At 70.5% G+C, this 18,211-nt stretch carries 16 protein-coding genes and 1 pseudogene; 7 read left to right on the top strand and 10 right to left on the bottom strand.

All coding sequences use genetic code 11. From position 1 onward, the window contains the following. Positions 1 to 310, top strand: a 310-nt coding sequence (locus GUY61_RS07890) for an FHA domain-containing protein (RefSeq protein ID WP_166629345.1), incomplete at its 5' end; no start/stop codon positions are given. Between the two features lie 187 nt (positions 311 to 497). Here GUY61_RS07890 and GUY61_RS07885 read toward each other — a convergent pair. Continuing rightward, positions 498 to 1,505: a methyltransferase domain-containing protein gene (locus GUY61_RS07885; RefSeq protein ID WP_166629344.1), complete on the bottom strand. Its 1,008-nt coding sequence runs from the start codon at positions 1,503 to 1,505 to the stop codon at positions 498 to 500. 85 nt (positions 1,506 to 1,590) lie between these two features. Between GUY61_RS07885 and GUY61_RS07880 the strand changes: the two genes are divergently transcribed. After that, positions 1,591 to 1,995 carry a globin gene (locus GUY61_RS07880; protein WP_166629343.1) on the top strand — a complete coding sequence of 135 codons (405 nt, stop codon included), beginning with the start codon at positions 1,591 to 1,593 and terminating at the stop codon, positions 1,993 to 1,995. Positions 1,996 to 2,025: 30 nt separating this feature from the next. On the opposite strand, the gene GUY61_RS07875 is transcribed toward GUY61_RS07880, so the two are convergent. The 4 genes and pseudogenes from GUY61_RS07875 to GUY61_RS07860 all read right to left on the bottom strand — a co-directional run. Continuing rightward, entirely contained in the window at positions 2,026 to 3,093 is a 1,068-nt protein-coding gene (locus tag GUY61_RS07875) for a helix-turn-helix domain-containing protein (protein ID WP_166629342.1), read from the bottom strand. Positions 3,094 to 3,107: 14 nt separating this feature from the next. Next, positions 3,108 to 3,830 (bottom strand): TrkA family potassium uptake protein, encoded by a 723-nt coding sequence (locus tag GUY61_RS07870; protein ID WP_166629341.1) that lies wholly within the window; start codon positions 3,828 to 3,830, stop codon positions 3,108 to 3,110. Then, positions 3,823 to 5,196 carry a potassium transporter TrkG gene (locus GUY61_RS07865; protein ID WP_313896563.1) on the bottom strand — a complete coding sequence of 458 codons (1,374 nt, stop codon included), beginning with the start codon at positions 5,194 to 5,196 and terminating at the stop codon, positions 3,823 to 3,825. Before GUY61_RS07865 ends, GUY61_RS07870 begins: the two co-directional genes overlap by 8 nt. Positions 5,197 to 5,394: 198 nt before the next feature. Continuing rightward, positions 5,395 to 6,066, bottom strand: a pseudogene (locus tag GUY61_RS07860) (cation:proton antiporter); the annotation flags it as partial. Between the two features lie 559 nt (positions 6,067 to 6,625). On the opposite strand from GUY61_RS07860, the gene GUY61_RS07855 reads away from it, so the two are divergent. Both GUY61_RS07855 and GUY61_RS07850 read left to right on the top strand, forming a co-directional pair. Next, positions 6,626 to 7,135 carry a hypothetical protein gene (locus tag GUY61_RS07855; protein ID WP_166629339.1) on the top strand — a complete coding sequence of 170 codons (510 nt, stop codon included), beginning with the start codon at positions 6,626 to 6,628 and terminating at the stop codon, positions 7,133 to 7,135. A 160-nt stretch (positions 7,136 to 7,295) separates the two neighbouring features. Continuing rightward, a complete protein-coding gene (locus GUY61_RS07850) occupies positions 7,296 to 8,729 on the top strand; it encodes a flotillin family protein (RefSeq protein ID WP_166629338.1) in 1,434 nt (477 codons plus the stop codon). A 519-nt stretch (positions 8,730 to 9,248) separates the two neighbouring features. Here the strand turns inward: GUY61_RS07850 and GUY61_RS39865 are convergent. From GUY61_RS39865 to GUY61_RS07830, 4 genes are all read right to left on the bottom strand, one after another. After that, entirely contained in the window at positions 9,249 to 9,665 is a 417-nt protein-coding gene (locus GUY61_RS39865) for a hypothetical protein (RefSeq protein WP_243766262.1), read from the bottom strand. Between the two features lie 78 nt (positions 9,666 to 9,743). Then, entirely contained in the window at positions 9,744 to 10,955 is a 1,212-nt protein-coding gene (locus GUY61_RS07840; protein WP_166629337.1) for a cysteine desulfurase-like protein, read from the bottom strand. 122 nt (positions 10,956 to 11,077) lie between these two features. Beyond that, positions 11,078 to 12,433, bottom strand: a complete 1,356-nt coding sequence (locus tag GUY61_RS07835; RefSeq protein WP_166629336.1) for an ISL3 family transposase — start codon at positions 12,431 to 12,433, stop codon at positions 11,078 to 11,080. 176 nt (positions 12,434 to 12,609) lie between these two features. Beyond that, positions 12,610 to 13,566, bottom strand: coding sequence for a proline dehydrogenase family protein (locus GUY61_RS07830; protein WP_166629335.1), 957 nt, complete (start codon positions 13,564 to 13,566; stop codon positions 12,610 to 12,612). 133 nt (positions 13,567 to 13,699) lie between these two features. On the opposite strand from GUY61_RS07830, the gene GUY61_RS07825 reads away from it, so the two are divergent. Further along, positions 13,700 to 14,704, top strand: coding sequence for a GlxA family transcriptional regulator (locus GUY61_RS07825; protein WP_166629334.1), 1,005 nt, complete (start codon positions 13,700 to 13,702; stop codon positions 14,702 to 14,704). 51 nt (positions 14,705 to 14,755) lie between these two features. Further along, the gene (locus tag GUY61_RS07820) at positions 14,756 to 15,715 is read left to right on the top strand and encodes a LysR family transcriptional regulator (RefSeq protein WP_166629333.1); all 960 of its coding nucleotides are present in this window, start codon (positions 14,756 to 14,758) and stop codon (positions 15,713 to 15,715) included. Between the two features lie 39 nt (positions 15,716 to 15,754). Here GUY61_RS07820 and GUY61_RS07815 read toward each other — a convergent pair whose 3' ends face one another. Further along, a complete protein-coding gene (locus tag GUY61_RS07815) occupies positions 15,755 to 17,062 on the bottom strand; it encodes a hypothetical protein (protein WP_166629332.1) in 1,308 nt (435 codons plus the stop codon). A 198-nt stretch (positions 17,063 to 17,260) separates the two neighbouring features. Here GUY61_RS07815 and GUY61_RS07810 point away from each other — a divergent pair, with 198 nt between their 5' ends. Beyond that, positions 17,261 to 18,205 (top strand): DMT family transporter, encoded by a 945-nt coding sequence (locus GUY61_RS07810; protein WP_166629331.1) that lies wholly within the window; start codon positions 17,261 to 17,263, stop codon positions 18,203 to 18,205. Positions 18,206 to 18,211: the final 6 nt, after the last annotated feature.

Raw genomic sequence — 18,211 nt, 5'->3', positions numbered from 1 at the left:
GTACTCCCCCGAGCAGCACCTCCCGCTCACCGGAAACCAGGTCACCATCGGCCGCCGCCGGCACAGCACCGGGGAGTCGCCCGACATCGACCTCGCGGTGCCGCCGGAGGACCCGGGCGTCTCGCACAAGCACGCGGTGCTGGTCCAGCAGGGCGACGGCTCCTGGGCCGTCGTCGACCAGAACTCGACCAACGGCACGACGATCAACGGCGCCGAGGACCCGATCCAGCCGTTCGTGCCGGTCCCGCTGAAGGACGGCGACCAGGTCCACGTGGGCGCCTGGACGACGATCACGGTCCGCCGGGGCTGACGGCCCCCGCCCCGTCCCCTCGCGTGCCCCGGCCCGGGCACGCGAGGGGACGGCGCCCCGCACGCCGCCACCTGCAACCCCGCCGCTGGGCGCAAGGGCGGACGCGCCGAGCCTCTGCCCCGTGCCGACGGGCCCGCATCGCACCGCGAGCTGGCCGCCCGGGGCCGCCCGTTCGTCCGCCGCCCGTTCATCCGCGGCCCGCGCCCAGTGGCCAGGCGTAGAGGCCGCCCGGGTCGTCCAGCCAGGCCCACTGCTCCGCCCCGCTCACGGTCACGCCGAACCGGGCCCTCCCGGGCCTGCCCTCCCGCAGCCACAGCTCCGTCGCCTCGCTCGGGTCGAGCCGGCCCGCTGTCAGCGTCAGCAGGAAGCGCAGTGCCTCGCCATCGGCCTGCCGGCCCCGCAGGCCGGCCGGGGGTGGCGGCGTGGCTCCCTGTCCCCCGCCATCGCCCCCGCGCAGCGGCATGAAGTACGCCGGCGTCCGCAGGAAGCGGCCTTCCGCGTGCCCGGCGTCCCCTACCCGCAGGCCGAGCACCCCGGTGGACAGCGGCGCCAGTACGAACCCGCCCGGGCGGCACTGGGCGAGCCAGGCCGGCGGCACGGACGGCACCGCGCAGGTCGCGACGATCCGGTCGTACGGGGCCCGGGACGGTACGCCGAGGACGCCGTCACCGGTGACCACGGCCGGGCGGTACCCAGCGGCGGCGAGGTGGCTCCCGGCCGATTCGGTGATCGCGGGGTCGAGGTCGACGGTGGTCACCCGGCGCTCGCCGAGACGGTGGCAGAGCAGCGCGGCGTTGTATCCCGTGCCCGCCCCGATCTCCAGCACCTTCTGCCCGTCCCGCGCCTCCAGCGCCTCCAGCATCCTCGTCATGAGCGAGGGCTGGCTGCTGGTGACGATCTGTTCCCCGTCCCGCAGCCGGGTCAGCAGCGGCTCGTCGGCGTAGACCCCCTCCAGCCAGCGCTCCCACCGCGCCGGGTCCGGGTCCTCGCCCCACCGCCGCTCGTATCCCCGGGGGGTCGCCACGTAGTAGGACGGCACGAACAGGTGCCTGGGCACTTCCGCGAACGCCGCCCGCCAGACCGGATCGCGCAGCGCGCCGTCCGCGACGAGCCGCCGCACCAGCGCGGCACGGGCGCGGGTGGCGGCGATCTCGGTGGCGGGACCCGTACGGGCTCCGGCACGCACTCCGGACATACCTCCACTGTGCGGTGCCCGGCGGTGAGGGGCGAGTGGTCCTAGGACCCCGGTCCTCCGCCGCGGCGTCTGAGACCATGGTGGGGTGAACGAGATTCCGCGCGGCACTCTCCAGGAGCAGACCTTTTTCGAGCAGGTCGGTGGCGAGCCCACCTTCCGCAGGCTCGTCCACCGCTTCTACCAGGGCGTCGCCGAGGATCCTCTGCTCCGGCCCATGTACCCGGAGGAGGACCTCGGCCCCGCCGAGGAGCGCCTCGTCCTCTTCCTCATCCAGTACTGGGGCGGCCCCCGCACCTACAGCGAGCGGCGCGGCCATCCCCGGCTGCGCATGCGGCACGCCCCGTTCACCGTCGACCAGGCCGCCCATGACGCCTGGCTGAAGCACATGCGGGTGGCGGTCGAGGAGCTCGGCCTCTCTCCGGAGCACGAGCAGCAGTTGTGGCACTACCTCTCCTTCGCCGCCGGCTCGATGATCAACACTGCGGACTGAGCCGCCTTCCGGCGCGCGCTGGCGCTGGGCCTAGAGGTCCTTGGCGGGCCAGTCCAGCAGCCGGGCGCCGATCACCGCCGTCTGGAGCGTGTAGCGCTGCACGGCGTCGGCCGGGTCGGATCCGGTCAGCTCGTAGATGCGTGCCAGGCGGTAGGTCAGGGCCCGCACGCTCAGGCTGAGCCTGCGGGCCGCCTCGGCCGCGACGCAGCCGGAGTCGAAGTAGACCGTGAGCGTCTCGAGGAGCGGCTCCGGCCCCCCGCGGGCCCGCCGCAGCGGGCCGAGGGCGGTGCGCACGAGGTCCGCCATGGCCTGCCGGTCGCGGGTGAGGACCGGGTAGACCAGCAGGTCGGCGGCGTGGAGGACGGGCTCGTCCAGGTTCATCCGGCGCGCCAGGTCGAGGGCGTTCAGCGCCTCCTCGTAGGAGTGGACGACGCCGCCGGCCCCGGGGTGCGGGCGGCCTATCGCGACGGGTCCGCCGCGGGTGGCGGCGTGGGCCTGCTCGGCGAAGTAGGTGAGCACGTCGTTCTGGTTCCCGGGGGCTACGCAGATCAGCCTGCCGTCCTTGGTGGTGAGCAGGATGCGCCGGTCGCCGAAGCGTCCGGTGACCGCTCGTTCGACGGTGCGCAGCACGGGATCGGCCTCGGCGTACGCGTCGGAGCCCTGGGCGACGGCGACCGCGTGGGCGTGCGAGAGCAGCAGGCCGAAACGCTCGGCGCGTTCGGCCAGCCGGCCCAGGTCGCTGCGGCCGTAGAGAAGGTCGTCGATGAACTCGCGCCGGGCGGCCTCCTCCTTCCGTACGGCGTACCGCTGGGCGCGTTCATGTCCTTCGGCGAAGGCGTCGACGGCCTGCTCCACGGCGGCCAGGGCGCTGTCCGCCGAGGCGGTCGCGCCGACGGCCTCCGACCATGCCGCCCGGGTCGCCGCGAGGTGCGCGCCGACCAGCGAGCGAAGGCTCAGGCCGGCCTCGGCCGCGCGTTCCCCCAGCACCCGGCGCGACTCGATCTCGTCCCGGTTCAGCCGGCGGCCGGTCGCCGCGGCCTCCTTGATGATGCCGGCGTATCCGTCCAGGTAGTCGTCGTCCGTCTCCCACTGCGTCACAGGGTCCCCCGTATTCAGCTCAGTTCGGCGAAGGCTTCCACAGCCCGGGTCTTGCCGGTGACGACGATGACGTCACCCTTCTCGACGACCGTCTCGGCGGTGGCATGGGTGAATGCCTCACCCGGGCGTTTGATCCCCACGACCGTCACGCCGTACCGGCTGCGCACGAGGCTGTGCCCCAGGGTGACACCGGTGACCACCGCGGGCGCCACCGTCTTGACGAGCGCGTAGTCGTCGTCGAACTCGATGAAGTCCAGCATCCGGCCGGTGACCAGGTGGGCGACGCGCTCGCCCATGTCGTGCTCGGGCAGGACCACGTGGTGGGCGCCGAGGCGTTCGAGGATCTGGCCGTGCTGGCGGCTGATGGCCTTGGCCCAGATGTTGGACACCTGCGCGTCCAGCAGGTTGGAGGTGATCAGGATGCTCGCCTCGACGTCGGTGCCGATGCCCACCACCGCGCTGGCGAACTCGTGCACGCCGAGCTGGCGCAGCGCTTCGGGATCGGTGCAGTCGGCGACGGCGGCGTGCGTCAGGTCGTCGCTGATCCTCTGGATGAGAGCCGGGTCGGTGTCGACCCCGAGGACGTCCCAGCCGCGCCGCATCAGCTCATGGGCCAGGGAACTGCCGAACCGGCCCAGGCCGATGACGGCGACCCGCTGGTCGCCGAGGACCGGGGCCCGGTCGGCGGCCGACCGCTTGCGGCGCAGGCGGCGCACGGAATGCAGGAAGTCACCCAATGACAGGTCGCTCCTCGGGTAGCTGGTAGCGGCGGGTCCGTTCGCGCAGGGCGAGGGCCGAGACCAGAGTGATGGGTCCTAGCCGGCCGACGAACATCAGCAGAATCAGTATCAGTTGGCCCACCGCCGGGACGTCGGCGGTGATGCCGGTGGACAAGCCCACGGTGCCGAACGCGGAGACGGCCTCGAACAGCACGGACTCGAAGGGCTTGTCGACGACGGTGAGCAGGGCGAGGGTCGCCGTCATGACGAAGCCGATGCCGGCCAGCGCCACGGTCAGCGCCTGGCGCAGCGCGTGCGGGGCGATACGGCGGCCCATCACGACGGACTGGGGCTCGCCGCGCACCTCGGCGAGCATGGCGGCGGCCAGCAGGGAGAAGGTGGTGACCTTGATGCCGCCCGCGGTGCCGGCGCTGCCGCCGCCGACGAACATCAGCATGCACGTCATGAGGAGCGTCGCGTCCGTCATCGCGCCGACGTCCACGGCGTTGAACCCCGCGGTGCGGGTCATCGCCGAGTGGAAGAAGCCGTTCAGGAGTTTGGCCGGCCAGTCGAAGTGGCCGAGTGTCTCCTCGTTCGTCCACTCCAGCAGGCAGGTCAGCACGGTCCCGACGAGCAGCAGCACGGCGGTGGTGACGAGCGTCAGCCGGGTGTGCAGGGACCAGTTGCGCCGGCCCGTGCCGCGTCGCCGCTCACGGTGGCGCAGCAGTTCCAGCAGCACCGGGAATCCCAGGCCGCCCAGGATGACCGCCACGGCGATGGGCAGGGTTACCCAGGGGTCCTGGGCGTACCGGGTGAGGCTGTCGGCGTGCAGCCCGAACCCGGCGTTGTTGAACGCCGAGACCGCGTGGAAGAACCCCAGGTAGGTGGCGTCGCCCACGGACCGGCCGTATCCGAAGCGGAAGCGCAGCGCCAGGAACGCCCCGACGGCCAGCTCCACGGCCAGGGTGGATCCCGCGACGCCGAGCAGCACGCGCCGTACGTCGCCGATGCCGAGGCTCTTCGTCTCCGCCTGCGCGGTGAGCTGCATCCGCAGCCGCAGCTTGCCCGAGACCAGCAGGGCCAGCAGCGAGGCCGTGGTCATGATGCCGAAGCCACCGACCTGGATGAGCGCGAGAATCGTCCCCTCGCCGAAGCCGCTCCAGTAGGTGCCGGTGTCCACGACCGCGAGGCCTGTGACACAGACCGCCGACGTCGCCGTGAACAGCGCGGTCACCAGGCCGGTCCCCGTGCCCTCCTGCGCGGCCGCCGGAAGGGCGAGCAGGACCGTGCCCAGCAGGATCGCCGCAGCGAAGGCCATGACCACGGTCCTGGCGGGATGCGCCATGAACAGCGACTGCCACAGCCGCGCCGCCCGTCCCGTCACTCCTTGTCCTTCTTCCGCTCGAACCGCCCGTGTTCCGCCAAGCATCCACCAGACACGGTCAAGATCCAACGCGGGGAGGGGCGCTCCGGACCCGGTGTGCGTCGTGCCGGGGCTTGCCGGGCGCGACGGAGGGCGCGGCGCGGACCCCGGTGTGCCCGTACGGGCCCCTCCTTCCGACCGCTCGGTTCCCGCACCCGCTCAGGCGGGGACACCGAGCGTCTCGCCGGGCGCTTCACTCGTCCTGTCGTCGTGACCGCCGGGGATGCCCGCCAGTTCGTCGACGTGGAAGATCCGGGCGATCGGCACGTCCGTGCTGCTGTGCGCGACGGTCGAGAAGGCGATGCACACCGCGATCAGGGTGAAGGCCTCCTCCCCCTGCGGGATCCCGGACTGGAGCACCAGCAGCCCGTACACGACCGACGCGAAGCCCTTCGGGCCGAACCAGGCCGCGACCAGTTTCTCCTTGCGCTCGATCCGGGTGCCGAGCAGAGAGATGAGCAGGGAGGCCGGCCGGATCAGCACGATCGCCAGGACGACGGCCACGTAGCCGCCGAAGGACAGGTCCCCGAACAGCCGCGGCGTCAGCAGCGCCCCGGAGACCAGGAGCGCGGCGGACTTCGCCAGTTCCGCCAGCGCCTCGCCGAGCGGCTCGAAGACCTGCTTCGACTCGGGCGACACGGAGGCCAGGACCGCGCCCGCGGAGAAGGCGGCGAGGTAGGGGTTGGCGTGCGTGAGGTGGCAGGCGGCGTAGAGGATGATCCCGGTCGCGAGCGGCAGCAGGGGCTGCAGCTTGGGTTCGGCGCCCAGCAGCCGGAACCGCACCAGCCGGTTGACCAGCAGCGGCAGCACGACGCCCAGCGCCAGTCCGAGGGCGCTTATGCCACGTCGGCAGCCCTGGGGACAGCTCACGGAAACCCTCCGGGCCGACCGGGCATCGGAAGCGGCCCTTTGCTGCCGGAACCCGGCATCGACGGTGAGCACCCGGCGCTCTACGGTGACGATGCCACCGCAGCGGCCGGCACGCCCGTGCGGGTTTCCCGGGGGGACGTCCATGAGGGCCGCGGAGAGAACCGGTCCGGCGCGCGAGCGCTGCCGGTACGGCGGCTGGGAGGCGCCGCTGACGATCCTGCTCCTGCTGTTCGGCGCCTTCCTGTGCGGGGGCGGATCACACCCTCCTCGCCGCGCTGTGGATCGCGCCGCTGGTGTCGGCCGCGCTGCTCTTCAGGGGCGCCTCCATGCGCGGCCCGCGCACGGAGCGCTGAAGGGGCGGCCCGTCCGCCTGACGGTGCCGGTGTCATGCGGCCCGGGCGTCCGCAGACGGCATCGAGAAGGGGGGAAGACTGCCGGGAACGGGCAATGTGGTGTCGCTCACCTCTGTGAGAAGGTCGGCGCGGCCAGGAGAACCGGGCTGCGGATGGAGGGGGCGGGCATGTCGTGGTTTCTGGGTTTCGGCATCGCCGGGCTCGCGCTGCTCGCCCTCTCGCTGCTCTTCGACGGGCTGCTCGAAGGCGTGCTCGACGGTGTACTGGACGGGATGTTCGACGGGCTGCTCTCCTTGCCCGTCGTCGCCGGCTTCCTGTCGATGCTGGGCTTCAGCGGGGCGATCGTGCTGGGCACCACCGGCCTGGGAACCGTCGGCGCCACCGTCGTCGGGGTGGCGGCGGGCGCCGGTGCCGGCTGGGCGGCGTACCGGCTCAGTCGTGCCCTGATGCGGGACCGCTCCGCGGCCGCCCCGAGCAGCGGCGACCTGGTCGGCAGCGCGGGTTCCGTGGTCACGGCCATCCCGGCCGGTGGATACGGCGAGGTGCTGGTGTACCTGGCCGGGCAGCCGCTGAAACTCGCGGCCAGGAGCGAGGGGCCCGTGGCCGGGGGCACCGAGGTCTGGGTGGAGGGGGTTCTGTCCGCGACCTCCGTCGCGGTCCGCCCCGTCGAGCGCTGAGCCGCCTCCCCACACGTCCGCCCGCGCGTCCGCCCGCACGTCCGCCCGCACGTCCACGTGCATGTACACCCGCTCGTCCATCCGCACGTCCACTCACCCGACCATCACGTCCGCACACTCGATCCGCCGTCCCCCGGGAGGGCTGAGGGGGTTTTTCGACATGAGTCCAGTACTGATCGCCGTGATCGGAGTCGTCGTACTCCTTGTCCTGCTGGGCCTGGTGGTGATCACTCGCTACAAGGTCGCGGGACCCAGCGAGGCGTTCATCGTCACCGGGCGGCGCGGCAAGAAGTCCACCGACCCGGAGACCGGGCGCGTCTTCACCGACAACAGCGGCCAGAAGGTCGTGGTCGGCGGCGGCGTGTTCGTCGTGCCGTTCGTCCAGCAGAAGTTCACGCTGGACCTGTCCAGTCGGCACATCCCCGTGGCCGTGCGCGGCGCGGTCACTCTGCGCGGGGTCAAGGCACACCTCGAAGGCGTCGCCATCGTCAAGGTGGGCGGCACCGAGGACTCCATCCGCGCCGCGGCCCAGCGGTTCCTCCAGCAGCAGAACGGCATCGTCGGCTTCACCCAGGAGGTGCTGTCCGGAGCGCTGCGCTCGATCGTCGGCCGGATGTCGGTCGAGGACATCATCCGCGACCGGGCGGCCTTCGCCGGGCAGGTGGCCGAAGAGGCCGAGGCGAGCCTGTCCGGGCAGGGACTGGTGCTGGACGCCTTCCAGATCCAGGACATCACCACCGAGGGCTCCTACTTGGAGGACCTGGGCCGGCCCGAGGCCGCCCGCGCCAAGCAGGAGGCCGACATCGCCGAGGCCGTGGCCCGGCGGGCCTCCGAGCAGGCCAGGCTGAAGGCCGAGGAGGAGATCGCGATCGCCCAGCGGACCTTCGCCCTCAAGCAGGCGGAGATCAAGGCGGAGACGGACGAGGCGGCCGCGCGCGCCAACGCCGCGGGGCCGCTCGCCGAGGCCGCGCGGCAGCAGGAAGTCCTCGCCGAGCAGGAGAAGGTCGCCCAGCGCCAGGCCGCGCTGACCGACCGGGAACTCGACACCAAGGTCCGCAAGCCCGCGGACGCGGCTCGCTACCGGGCCGAACAGGAGGCGGAGGCCCGTCGGATCGCACTGGTCAAGGAGGCCGAGGCGGCCGCCGAGCGGGCCCGGCTGACCGGTGAGGGCGAGAAGGCCCACCGTTCGGCGCTCGCCGACGCCGTACGCATCGAGGGCGACGCGGAGGCGGCGGCCATCGCCGCGCGGGGCTCCGCCGAGGCCGGTGCCATGCAGAAGAAGGCCGACGCCTTCGCGCAGTACGGCGAGGCGGCGGTGCTGCAGATGCTGGTCGAGGTGCTGCCGCAGGTGGTCGGCAAGGCGGCCGAGCCGATGTCCGCCATTGACAAGATGACGGTCATCTCCACCGACGGCGCCGGCCAGTTGTCGCGCACGGTCGCCGACAACGTCGCCCAGGGCATGGAACTCCTCAGCTCCACCACGGGAGTCGACCTCGCACAACTCCTCAAGGGCGTCGCCGGCAAGCACACGGCGCCGCAGCAGAACGGCACCGCGCCGGCCACCGAGAGGGTGGAGATCGCCGACAGGCCCTGACCGCGTGACAGATCCGGCCCCCGGCCCCCTGCCCGTACGAGCCAGGACTGTACGAGCAGGACCGTACGAGCCAGGGGCCGGCCGGGCCGCGGGCCCACGCACGGGGCCGTTGCCGCAGGCACCGGGCCGGGGCCCGGCTGCACAACACCGCTCGGCGGAACCCCGCCCCGGGGCGCGCCCAGCGACTGCCGTCCCCGGTCCACCGGACCGCAGCGCGCGGACGCGCTCGCCGAAGACGCGCCGGCGCCGTTCGTTCTGGTGGACGGGGACGGCCGACTGGGCGAGGAGATCCGCCGCGCGGTCCGTCAGTCCGGAAGCCGAGTAGAGGTATGCGGGGGCATCCCGCTCACCGCGCAGGTCGGCACGCAGCCCGGCGGGCGTGAGGTCCACGCGGGCCAGCAGATCGAGGGCCCGGCGCAGCAGCCGCGCGACGAGCGCGAGCATGTCCGCGGACTGCCAGTCGTTGGCGATGATCCCGTTGGCGTTCCCCGAGCAGGTCGGCGAGCGCCGGGTACGCGGTCAGGAGCCCGGCCACCTCCCATGCCTGCTCCATCGCGTGCGCCGGCCACGCCCGGTCTGCTCGCTGTCGTCGGCAAGGACCGCGAGTTCCCGTTTCAGCCGCAGGAGTTCGGCGGGCTCGCCCTCGCCCTCGCCCTCGCCATCCATGAAGAGGATGCCCGACGCGGCGACAGGGCCGGCGGCGCTGAGGTCCTCCGCACCGGCGAACGGACTCGCCGCCGAGGCCTCACCGGCGACGGCCTCGGTCCACCGGTCGGCCAGCGACTTCAGGGCCCGTGAGTGGGCCTGGAGGTCGCCGGCCCGCCGCAGTGGTGAGCGTGAGTAGAACTGCTCATGCTCCCGGTGGAACCGCGTGAGGTTGGCGATCACCTGCAACAGCGGTTCGGGAGGGGTACGCCGCGCGTTGTCCTCGGACATACAGAAGCGTGCCAGAAACCTGACAGATACAGATGAATAAGGACATATGGGGACGCACGGGCCCGCGTGGCAACGGCACTAGCCGGCGTCGAGTTCCGCGACGGCCACGAGCAGCCGGTCGACGTCCGAGCGGTCGTTGTAGTGGACGAGCCCCGCGCGGACCGCGCCGCCGATGGCGCGCAGGCCCAGGACCTCGGTCAGCTCCCAGGCGTAGTTGTGGCCGTGCCAGACGTTGACGTCGCGGGCGGCAAGGTGCCCGGCGACCTCGGCGGGGGTGTGGCCGGCGACGCGGAAGTAGGCGGTGGCGGTGCGGCGGGCCGGCTTGCCGTAGAGGGTCACGCCGGGGAGTTCTTCCAGACCGCGCAGGAGGACGCCGAAGAGATCCTGCTCGTACGTCTCGACGGCGGCCATCGTCGCGAGGAGCCGTTCGCGGCGCGAGCCCTCGCGGATTCCCGCCAGGGCGGCGAGGTGGTCGACGGCGGCCGTGACCCCGGCGAGGTCGGCGAAGGGCGCCGTGCCCGTCTCGAAGCGGTGCGGGACGGCGTCGGAGGAGGATGCGAGTTTGTCCGGGCGGAGTGTTTCCAGGAGCGCGGGATCGGCGGCGACGGCGCCGATGTGGGGCCCGGACCACTTGTAGGCGCTGGTGGCGAAGAAGTCGGCGCCGAGGGCGTTCACGTCCACCGGCCCGTGCGGGGTGGCGTGGACGCCGTCGATGTAGGTGAGGGCGCCGGCGGCGTGTGCCTTCGCGGTGATGGCGGGGATGTCGGGGCGGGTGCCGAGGATGTTGCTTGCGGCGGTGACGGCGACGAGGCGGGTGCGGTCGTTCAGGAGGGCGTCGTACTGCTCGGCGGGCAGTTCGCCGGTGGCCGGGTCGACCTCGGCCCAGCGGACGACGGCACCGGCGCGGGCGGCGGCCTGGATCCAGGGGCGTACGTTCGAGTCGTGGTCGAGCCGGGAGAGGACGATCTCGTCGCCGGGGACCCAGGTCGCGGCGAGGGTCTGCGAGAAGCGGTAGACCAGGGTGGTGGTGTTCTGGCCGAGGACGATGCCGTCCGGGACACCGCCCACCAGGTCGGCCACGGCGCGGCGGCACTCGTCGACGACCTCCCCGGAGCGGTGGCTGGCCGCGAAGGGGCCGCCGACATTGCCGAGGCCGGACCGGTACGCGGCGGCGATCGCCTCGATGACGGACTCCGGCACTTGTGTGCCCGCCGCACCGTCGACGTAGGCGGCGCCGTCGCGGAGCGCGGGGTACGCCTCCCGTATCGCGCTCACGTCCAGGGTCGTCATCGCGGTGACTCCTCTCGCTTCCTGTCCTGCCGGTGCTGCTGCCGGGTGCTCCTGCCGGGTGCTGCGGGTCAGCGTCCCGTACATCCGGCATCATGAGAAGTGAAGACTGGGAAAGCGGGCGTTCACGGATCATGAATGACGGCACGGCAGACGGGGTCTTCAAAGTTGAGCGTGCGGAGGTGTCCGCGGGCTCGGCGGGTGGTGACGCAGCGTGTGCGTAGGCGTTGGTCCTCTGCGTTGCGGAAACCGAAGGCGTTGCGGGCGACGAGCTTGATCACGCGGTTGATGCCCTCGCTTTTGGCGTTGCTGTGGCCGGTGTCGAGGAATGCGGCGATTTCCGCCCACCACCGGTCCACGGTCACGGCCAGCCGGACGACCTCGGGGATGCCCGAGTCCGCGCACCAGGTGAGGAACTTCCATCGGGCATGGCCGACTTGGTGTCGGTTGGCGCCGGTGCTGGCCAGGGCGAGGAGATTGCGCAGGCTCTCCTTCGCGATCCACGCGGTCAGCAGCGTCTGCCCGATCTGCCCCTCGTCCAGCAGCGGGTTCCACATCTTCGCGAACTGCTCATCGGTGAGGTCCTCGCGGTTGCGCAGGAGACGTCGTCTGGCCTTCCACTCCGAGTCGCTGGCCCGTCCGGGTCGGCCGCGGGTCTCGGCGGTGGTGCGGCGCCTGACCATGGACAGCATTTTGTTGGCGAGCTGGACGACGTGGAAGTGGTCGACCACGACGATGGCGTCGGGCAGGCCGGTGCGGATCGCGGCGCGGTAAGTGGCCGACATGTCGATGGCGACGTGGGTGATGTTCTTGCGCCAGGTCAGCGGTGTGGTGGAAAGCCAGGCCAGGACGTCGGCGACGGTGCGGCCCTCGACCTGGCCGAGCAGCCCGCCGTGGCCCAGTGCGTCGACGAACCCGGTGTGCCACCGATCCCGGGTCAGGCGCCACTTGCCGCTGTCGGGGTCCTGCTCCCACTTCGTCCTGCCCCGCCGGGTCTCGTCGACGCCCAGCACCTTCACCTCGGGCAGCGGGACGTCGACGACCTCGCGCGCCGATGCACGGAAGGCCCTCATCACCGTCGGCCAGGACGGGTGCAGGTCGCGGGCGGCCTGGATGACCGTGGAGCCGGCATCGCGCACCCGGCGCCCGGCCGCCTGGCGCAGCCGGGTGGTGATCCGCGCCCCGGCCGGTATCTGGGCGACGCTCTCGGTAATCGACTTCCTCGGGCACTTCGGCTCGCGGCACCACCAGCGGCGCTTGTGCCACAACAGCACCAGCCCGCGCTCCCCGTAGGGAAGATCCCGAGGACGGGTCCGGGCCGTGCCTTTCACCTTCCAGGAGAAGGCGCCGCACTCCGGGCAGGCCCGAGCCGCTTCCTCCGCCGTGGCCAGATGCACCCGGCGGGTGCCGTCCTCACGCCGCTCGACCCGTATGACAGACACCCCGTCGAGGTCGAGCAGCAACGTCGCTTCGTTGGGCAAGCCCGTGGCTCCTGCTTGATCTCTCCCCGGAGAACAGAAATGATCACGCGCTCGATGGCGAGGCAGCAGCGGCCCGGGGCCGACGTTGCGGCGGATCGGCTCTGGCCGTCGGGTCAGTGGCGCTTCGCAGGGCAGTGTGCTCAGGCGTCATGACGTGGGCCCGGATCAGGTGGTGGTCATGCGGCCGCGTCGACGAGGGCTTGGAGCAGGCGCTGGGGGTCTTCGGCGATGCGGTTGCAGACGTAGAGCCACCATTCCGTGCCGAAGACGATGTACTCCCGGGTGGGGTGGCCGCGCTCGGCCATGGCTTGGAGGCGGTCGGGCCCGAGGCCGAGGAGGGTCTCGAACTCCCAAGGATCGGAATCGGTGCCCTTCCCTCCGAGGTGCTGGTCAATGCGGTTGATCAGATCCCAGTCGTGGGTGGCGAAGGAGCACAGATGGCCCGAGTCGGCCAACTGTTGCGCATACGCAAGATAGGCGGCGGTCAGGGCCGGGGCCTCGCGCCGGTGGGCGATGGCCTCAGGTTCGAGGAAGGCGCCCTTGACCAGGCGGATGCGGCCGGGACGGGAAAGCAGCTCCGGCAGGTCGTCTGCGGTGCGATACAGGCGTGCCTGGACGGTGATGCCCACATGGTCGAACCGCTCGCACAGCTTGCGGTGCAGGGCAAGAACCTCGTCGGTCCGGTCGGAGCCTTCAGCCGAGATCACCATCTCCCGCCCGGTGTCGGCGGTGGCCTGGGCGATGCGGGAGGCGTTGGCAAGGGCAAGCTCCGCATCGACGGCGAGGCCGATGTGGGACAGGTCGAGGGAGGTCGAGCACCCGGGTGGCAGCAGACGGGCTGCGGAGAGGAACGTGTCGGTCTCTTCCGTGGCTCGCTGCGGGTCGCGGCAGCTCTCGCCCATGTACTCCACGTTCACGCGGTGGCCGGCGGCTAGGACCTGCTGCGCCCGATCCAGGGCGTCGGGCAGGGTTTCACCGGCCACGTACCGCCGCGCAACTTTGCGGGCCAGAGGGCCAAGGACCGGGTCGCCTGGGACGCGCCACTTCAGCTCCTCGTCGAGCGCGAGCCCACGCAGGACTTGGGCAGCCTGTGACGAGAGGGCGGCGTTGGTGGCGGGGGTCTGCGTGGTCATGCGCTGTGCCTAGCTGTTCGCGGGATGGATGAACGCCTGCGAGCCTTCCAGGCCGGTGCTCCCACCTGAGAGTGGCAGAAACGTCAGGTAAGCTGAAATTCCTGCCACTGTCGTAAGAAGGGATCGGGAACCTGTGCTTCACGACGTCGCCGTCCTGGCCCTCCAGGGTGCCCACGCGTTCGAGCTGGGCGTGTTCTGCGAGGTCTTCGGGATCGACCGCAGCGACGACGCGCTGCCCGCGTACGACTTCGCTCTTGTCTCGGCCACCGGCGACAGCGTGCCGACCCGCCACGGCTTCGAGGTGCGGGCCCGGCACGGCTTGGAGCGGCTGGCCTCGGCCGACCTCATCTGCGTCCCGGCCTACGACCTCAATGTGCGCCAGCCGGACCACCTGACCGAGGAACTGCGGGCTGCTGTGAAGCGTGGCGCTCGGGTCCTGAGCATCTGCACCGGGGCCTTCCTCCTTGGCGATGCCGGACTGCTCGACGAGCGACGCTGTACCACGCACTGGCTCTACACCGACGAACTCGCCCGCCGCAACCCGCGTGCCCGTGTCGAGTCGGACGTGCTCTACGTCGACGAGGACCCGGTCATCACCGGCGCCGGCACCGCCGCTGGCGTCGACACCTGCCTCCATCTCATCCGCAAGGAGCACGGCAGCGCCGTCGCCAACGCAATCGCCCGCCGCATGGTCACACCCCCGCACCGGGACGGCGGCCAGCACCAGTACCGCCAACGCCCCCTCCCCCGGGAGGGAACCGGGTCCCTCGCCCCTGTCCTGGCCTGGGTGGAAGCCAACCTCGACCAGGACCTGACCGTCGACGCAATGGCCTACCGTGCCCACCTCTCCCCACGGACCTTCGCCCGACGCTTCCGGCAGGAAACTGGGACCACGCCGCTGCAATGGCTGACCGGACAGAGGGTCCTGCTCGCGCAGCACCACCTGGAGACCACGGACGACCCAGTAACCGCGATCGCCCACCGCACGGGCTTCGGTACCGTCGACAACCTCCGCCACCACTTCGCCCGACACCTCGGCACGACGCCCCAGGCATACCGGCGGGCGTTCAGAGCCCTGCCCACCAGCCGACGATCCGCGCCCCTCACAGTTTCACAAGGGCCGCGCAGTACTGACTGATCGCTGTCCGGTCTTGAGAACAGAACCAGGTCGGCAAGCCCGTCACTCACCGTGACTGCACGGCGGTGGCCCAGACGCTGCGCACCGCTCAAGATAGAAGACCCGGCAGACGGCCGGAACGTCGACCCCCGGCTGCTGAACACCCTCATCAGCGTGCTCAGGCACGGCTCGATGACCGCCGCGGCCGCCGCGCTCGGCTACGTGCCGTCGGCGGTGTCGCAGCAGATGAGCCGTCTGGAGCGGCAGGTGGGGGTGGAGCTGCTGTCCCGGCGGCCGGGCGGCGGGGTGTCGCCGACCGCCGCCGGGCGTGCGCTCGCCGACGGTGCCGCCGGAGTACTCGCGGCCGCCGCGGACTTCCGGCGGCTGGTGGACGTGGTGGCCGGGTCGGGGGTGCCGGAGGTGCGGATCGGGGTGTATCCGTCGGCGGCCAGCAGGCTTCTGCCGACGGTGCTCGCCGAGCTGCGCGCCGCCCATCCCGGGACGGTGCTGCGGCTGCTCGAACTGGAACCGGCGCAGGGACTGCGGGTGTTGCGCACCGGCGAGATCGACGTGCAGCTCGCCTACCGCTACATGCCGGAGGACCCGCCCGTGGCCGCCGAGGACCTCCGTTTCATCGGTCTCGGGCGGGAGCCGCTGTGGCTGCTGACGGCCGCCGGCTCCTCAGCCACGCTCGACGCGTGCGCGGCGGCCGACTGGGCGGCCGGCCACCCCGGCCGCGCGGACCGGCGGCTGCTGGACCGCTGGGCGCACCAGCACGGGCTGAACCCGGCGATCCGCTACGAGACCGACGACTACCACACCGTTCTGGCGCTGATCGTCCAGGGCCTGGCCGTGGGTCTCGTACCCGCCTCGGTGGCGGCCCCGCAACTCGGGGCCCTGGCCCGGATTCCGGCCCCCGGCCTGGACCGCGAGGTCCTCGCGGTCACCCGGGCACGCTCCCGTCACCCGGTCGTCGACGAACTGGCCGGCCTCCTGCGCGCGTCCATCACGCGCGCCGCCGCGGCCGCCTGACGGGAGCCCGGCGTGCGACGCGGTCCGAGGCGGTGGGGCTCAGCTCTGACGTTGGCGCCGACCGAGCCGCAGCCGTTGCGCCGGGACCCGTGGTGCACCGGTCCCGGGGGAGCCAGGCGAGGAAGGGCCTGAACCGTCCGGGGGACCGGCTGTTGCGAAAAGGCGCCGGACGGCGCCGCCAATGGCGTCCAGGATGCGGGGAACAAAGGGAACGAGAGTGAACCCACCGACAGTGAAGGCCAGCGTCATCAGGGCGATCTCTGGACGTGGTGATTCCCCGGACTTCACCGTCTCCCCGGTATAGAAGTCATACCAGATGAATACGCACTGGAACACCGTGAGCGACGTGAGCGCCATAATGATCTTGTTGCGGAACTCGTCGCGCTTGTTCGCAACACGCTCACGTCTGAGATTGAAGATCTCACGCAGCGACGCCATCCGGTCCGTGAGCGTCCGCCCTTCCTCGGAGATTCCCCACGCTTCGTCGACAGCATCCTTGACTCGGAGCTGAGAATTCGAGACGTAGCGCACACTTTCACTGAAGACCACACTGCGAAATGCTGCGCGGTCGGTGAGGTCAAGAATCTCGTCGTACTGCCGGTCAATTTCCGTCTGATTATATGGCCCATCCAATTCAATACGCATCAAACGGCCGGCGGTCAGCCGGGTCGCATCATCAATGATCAGCCAGTTCTGGGACGCGAGAATCAATCCACTGATCACCTCACGAAGCGTCTCCGAGTCGCCACCGATCAAGCTCGTGAAAAGATAACCGACAGAACAGCTCGCTCGCCCAAGTTCATAGTGGACACCGGTGCGCAGACTGGACGGGATATTATCCCCCGGATCGATGAGAATGCGATGCATCCAGAGCATCTTTCCCGACGGGAGGAGCCCTTCCACATTGCTTCGCTCTTCCACGAAGGGAAGATGGAGTAGGGCGATCTCCATCCGTTGGCACCACAGTCGGATATGACGGCCGAGCACTTTCCGGTACGGTGCCTCAAGGGCCCGCAACCCCGCTCCGTGCCCCTTCTTATCGATATCGAGATCCAAGTCGTCCGGGCACTCAGGGAGTTCGACAACGACGAACCCCACGGAAAGGCTGCTGACGTAGACTCGGGCTTCGAATTCCAGATCGGTATCCGCGTCGGAGATCCTCACTCTCCCATCGACGAGTGCGTTTTCGATACGGGCGGCTACGTTGGGCTCGGGATAATCCAGCAATACGTACTCGTCCGACGCCCCGTCGATTCCGTCGGCAGCACGGTCGGATTCCACCAGACCGGGAAAGCATGAATACAATGGGCCCAGAACATCCGCCCGCCGCTCGATGAGTCCCCCCATGGAGAAAGTAACCGGTAAGGCGAAAGTCACCATTTCTACGATTCGCACAACACCCCCACAGTCACACGATCGACGGAGTCACCACTTCCGGTGACCTGCATCGCCCGGTATGATACTTCCCGCCCGAATCGGATGGGCAAAACACAAACACGATCGCCCGTACCGTACCAGAACAGGGGCCAACCTCCCCGCCCGACGATGGGATTCAGCCTGAATAGCACCCGAAACAACAAGGCCATCATACGAGGCGTCGCGTCCGTCACCGCTTCCGCCGTCGGCTTCGGACTGCTTCCCTTGCTGGTCACCTGGGGCGCGGCTGCCGGACTCAACATCATGACCCTCCTCGTCCTGCGTTTCGCCTTGACCTCGTGCATTCTGCCGCTGCTATTACGCGGCCAACCGAACGAGAAAAAGCCGGATACAAGAACGGGGACCCTTCTATGCATCCTCGGAATTCTCTTCGCCGCGCAATCGGTACTTTACCTTGTAGCCTTGCAGAGAATCAGTCCCGGCCTTGCGGTGCTGCTGCATTACCTCTATCCGGCATTCGTCCTGCTGCTCTCGTTGGCCATGCGGCATGAATCCCCCAGCGTCCGCATTCTGCTGCCGTTGCCCATCGCCCTTGTCGGTATGGCCCTGACCGTCGGCTCCCCTGGCGCAGTTGATGTGCTGGGAGTCGTCTGCGCGGTGGGCTGCTCCCTCGTCTACGCGCTGTACGTCGTCCTGGGTACAACGCTCTCGGCCCGATTGAGTTCACAGCGACTGACCCAATACGTCGTTGTACTCTCCGCCACCGCGCTCACCGTGTTCTCCGCGCCCACGGGCCGGTTGGACTTCGGGTTCCATCCCTTCGGGTGGCTGGTGATCGTGGCGGTAGCCCTGGTATCCACGGCCATGCCGATCGCATTGTTCTTCACGGGATCACGCGTCATCGGCGCCACTCAGGCATCGATCATCAGCATGGTCGAACCGGTCGTCGGAGTCGTCGCTGCGTGGATCGTGCTGGACGCGGGCCTGACCTGGCTCCAACTCATCGGCGGCGCGATCCTCGTGGGAGCCGCCGTGCTGAGTGTGTACGCGTCGTCGGACGTCGCCGGGAAGGCACCAGCCACCAAGGACGGTTCCGCCATGACGATCCCCTGACCTACG

Origin of the sequence: Streptomyces sp. GC420, from assembly GCF_009916105.1 — a bacterium.
Lineage (GTDB): Bacteria > Actinomycetota > Actinomycetes > Streptomycetales > Streptomycetaceae > Streptomyces.
Note: the sequence above shows the minus strand (reverse complement) of the source record. Positions and strands in the feature narration are given on the sequence as shown.

Excerpts from the sequence above, each read along its gene's own strand:
- GUY61_RS07885 (WP_166629344.1), bottom strand. The coding sequence starts at position 1,505 with ATGTCCGGAGTGCGTGCCGGAGCCCGTACGGGTCCCGCCACCGAGATC.
- GUY61_RS07840 (WP_166629337.1), bottom strand. The coding sequence starts at position 10,955 with ATGACGACCCTGGACGTGAGCGCGATACGGGAGGCGTACCCCGCGCTC.
- GUY61_RS07855 (WP_166629339.1), top strand. The coding sequence starts at position 6,626 with ATGTCGTGGTTTCTGGGTTTCGGCATCGCCGGGCTCGCGCTGCTCGCC.
- GUY61_RS07850 (WP_166629338.1), top strand. The coding sequence starts at position 7,296 with ATGAGTCCAGTACTGATCGCCGTGATCGGAGTCGTCGTACTCCTTGTC.
- GUY61_RS07810 (WP_166629331.1), top strand. The coding sequence starts at position 17,261 with ATGGGATTCAGCCTGAATAGCACCCGAAACAACAAGGCCATCATACGA.
- GUY61_RS07830 (WP_166629335.1), bottom strand. The coding sequence starts at position 13,566 with ATGACCACGCAGACCCCCGCCACCAACGCCGCCCTCTCGTCACAGGCT.
- GUY61_RS39865 (WP_243766262.1), bottom strand. The coding sequence starts at position 9,665 with ATGTCCGAGGACAACGCGCGGCGTACCCCTCCCGAACCGCTGTTGCAG.
- GUY61_RS07815 (WP_166629332.1), bottom strand. The coding sequence starts at position 17,062 with ATGGGGGGACTCATCGAGCGGCGGGCGGATGTTCTGGGCCCATTGTAT.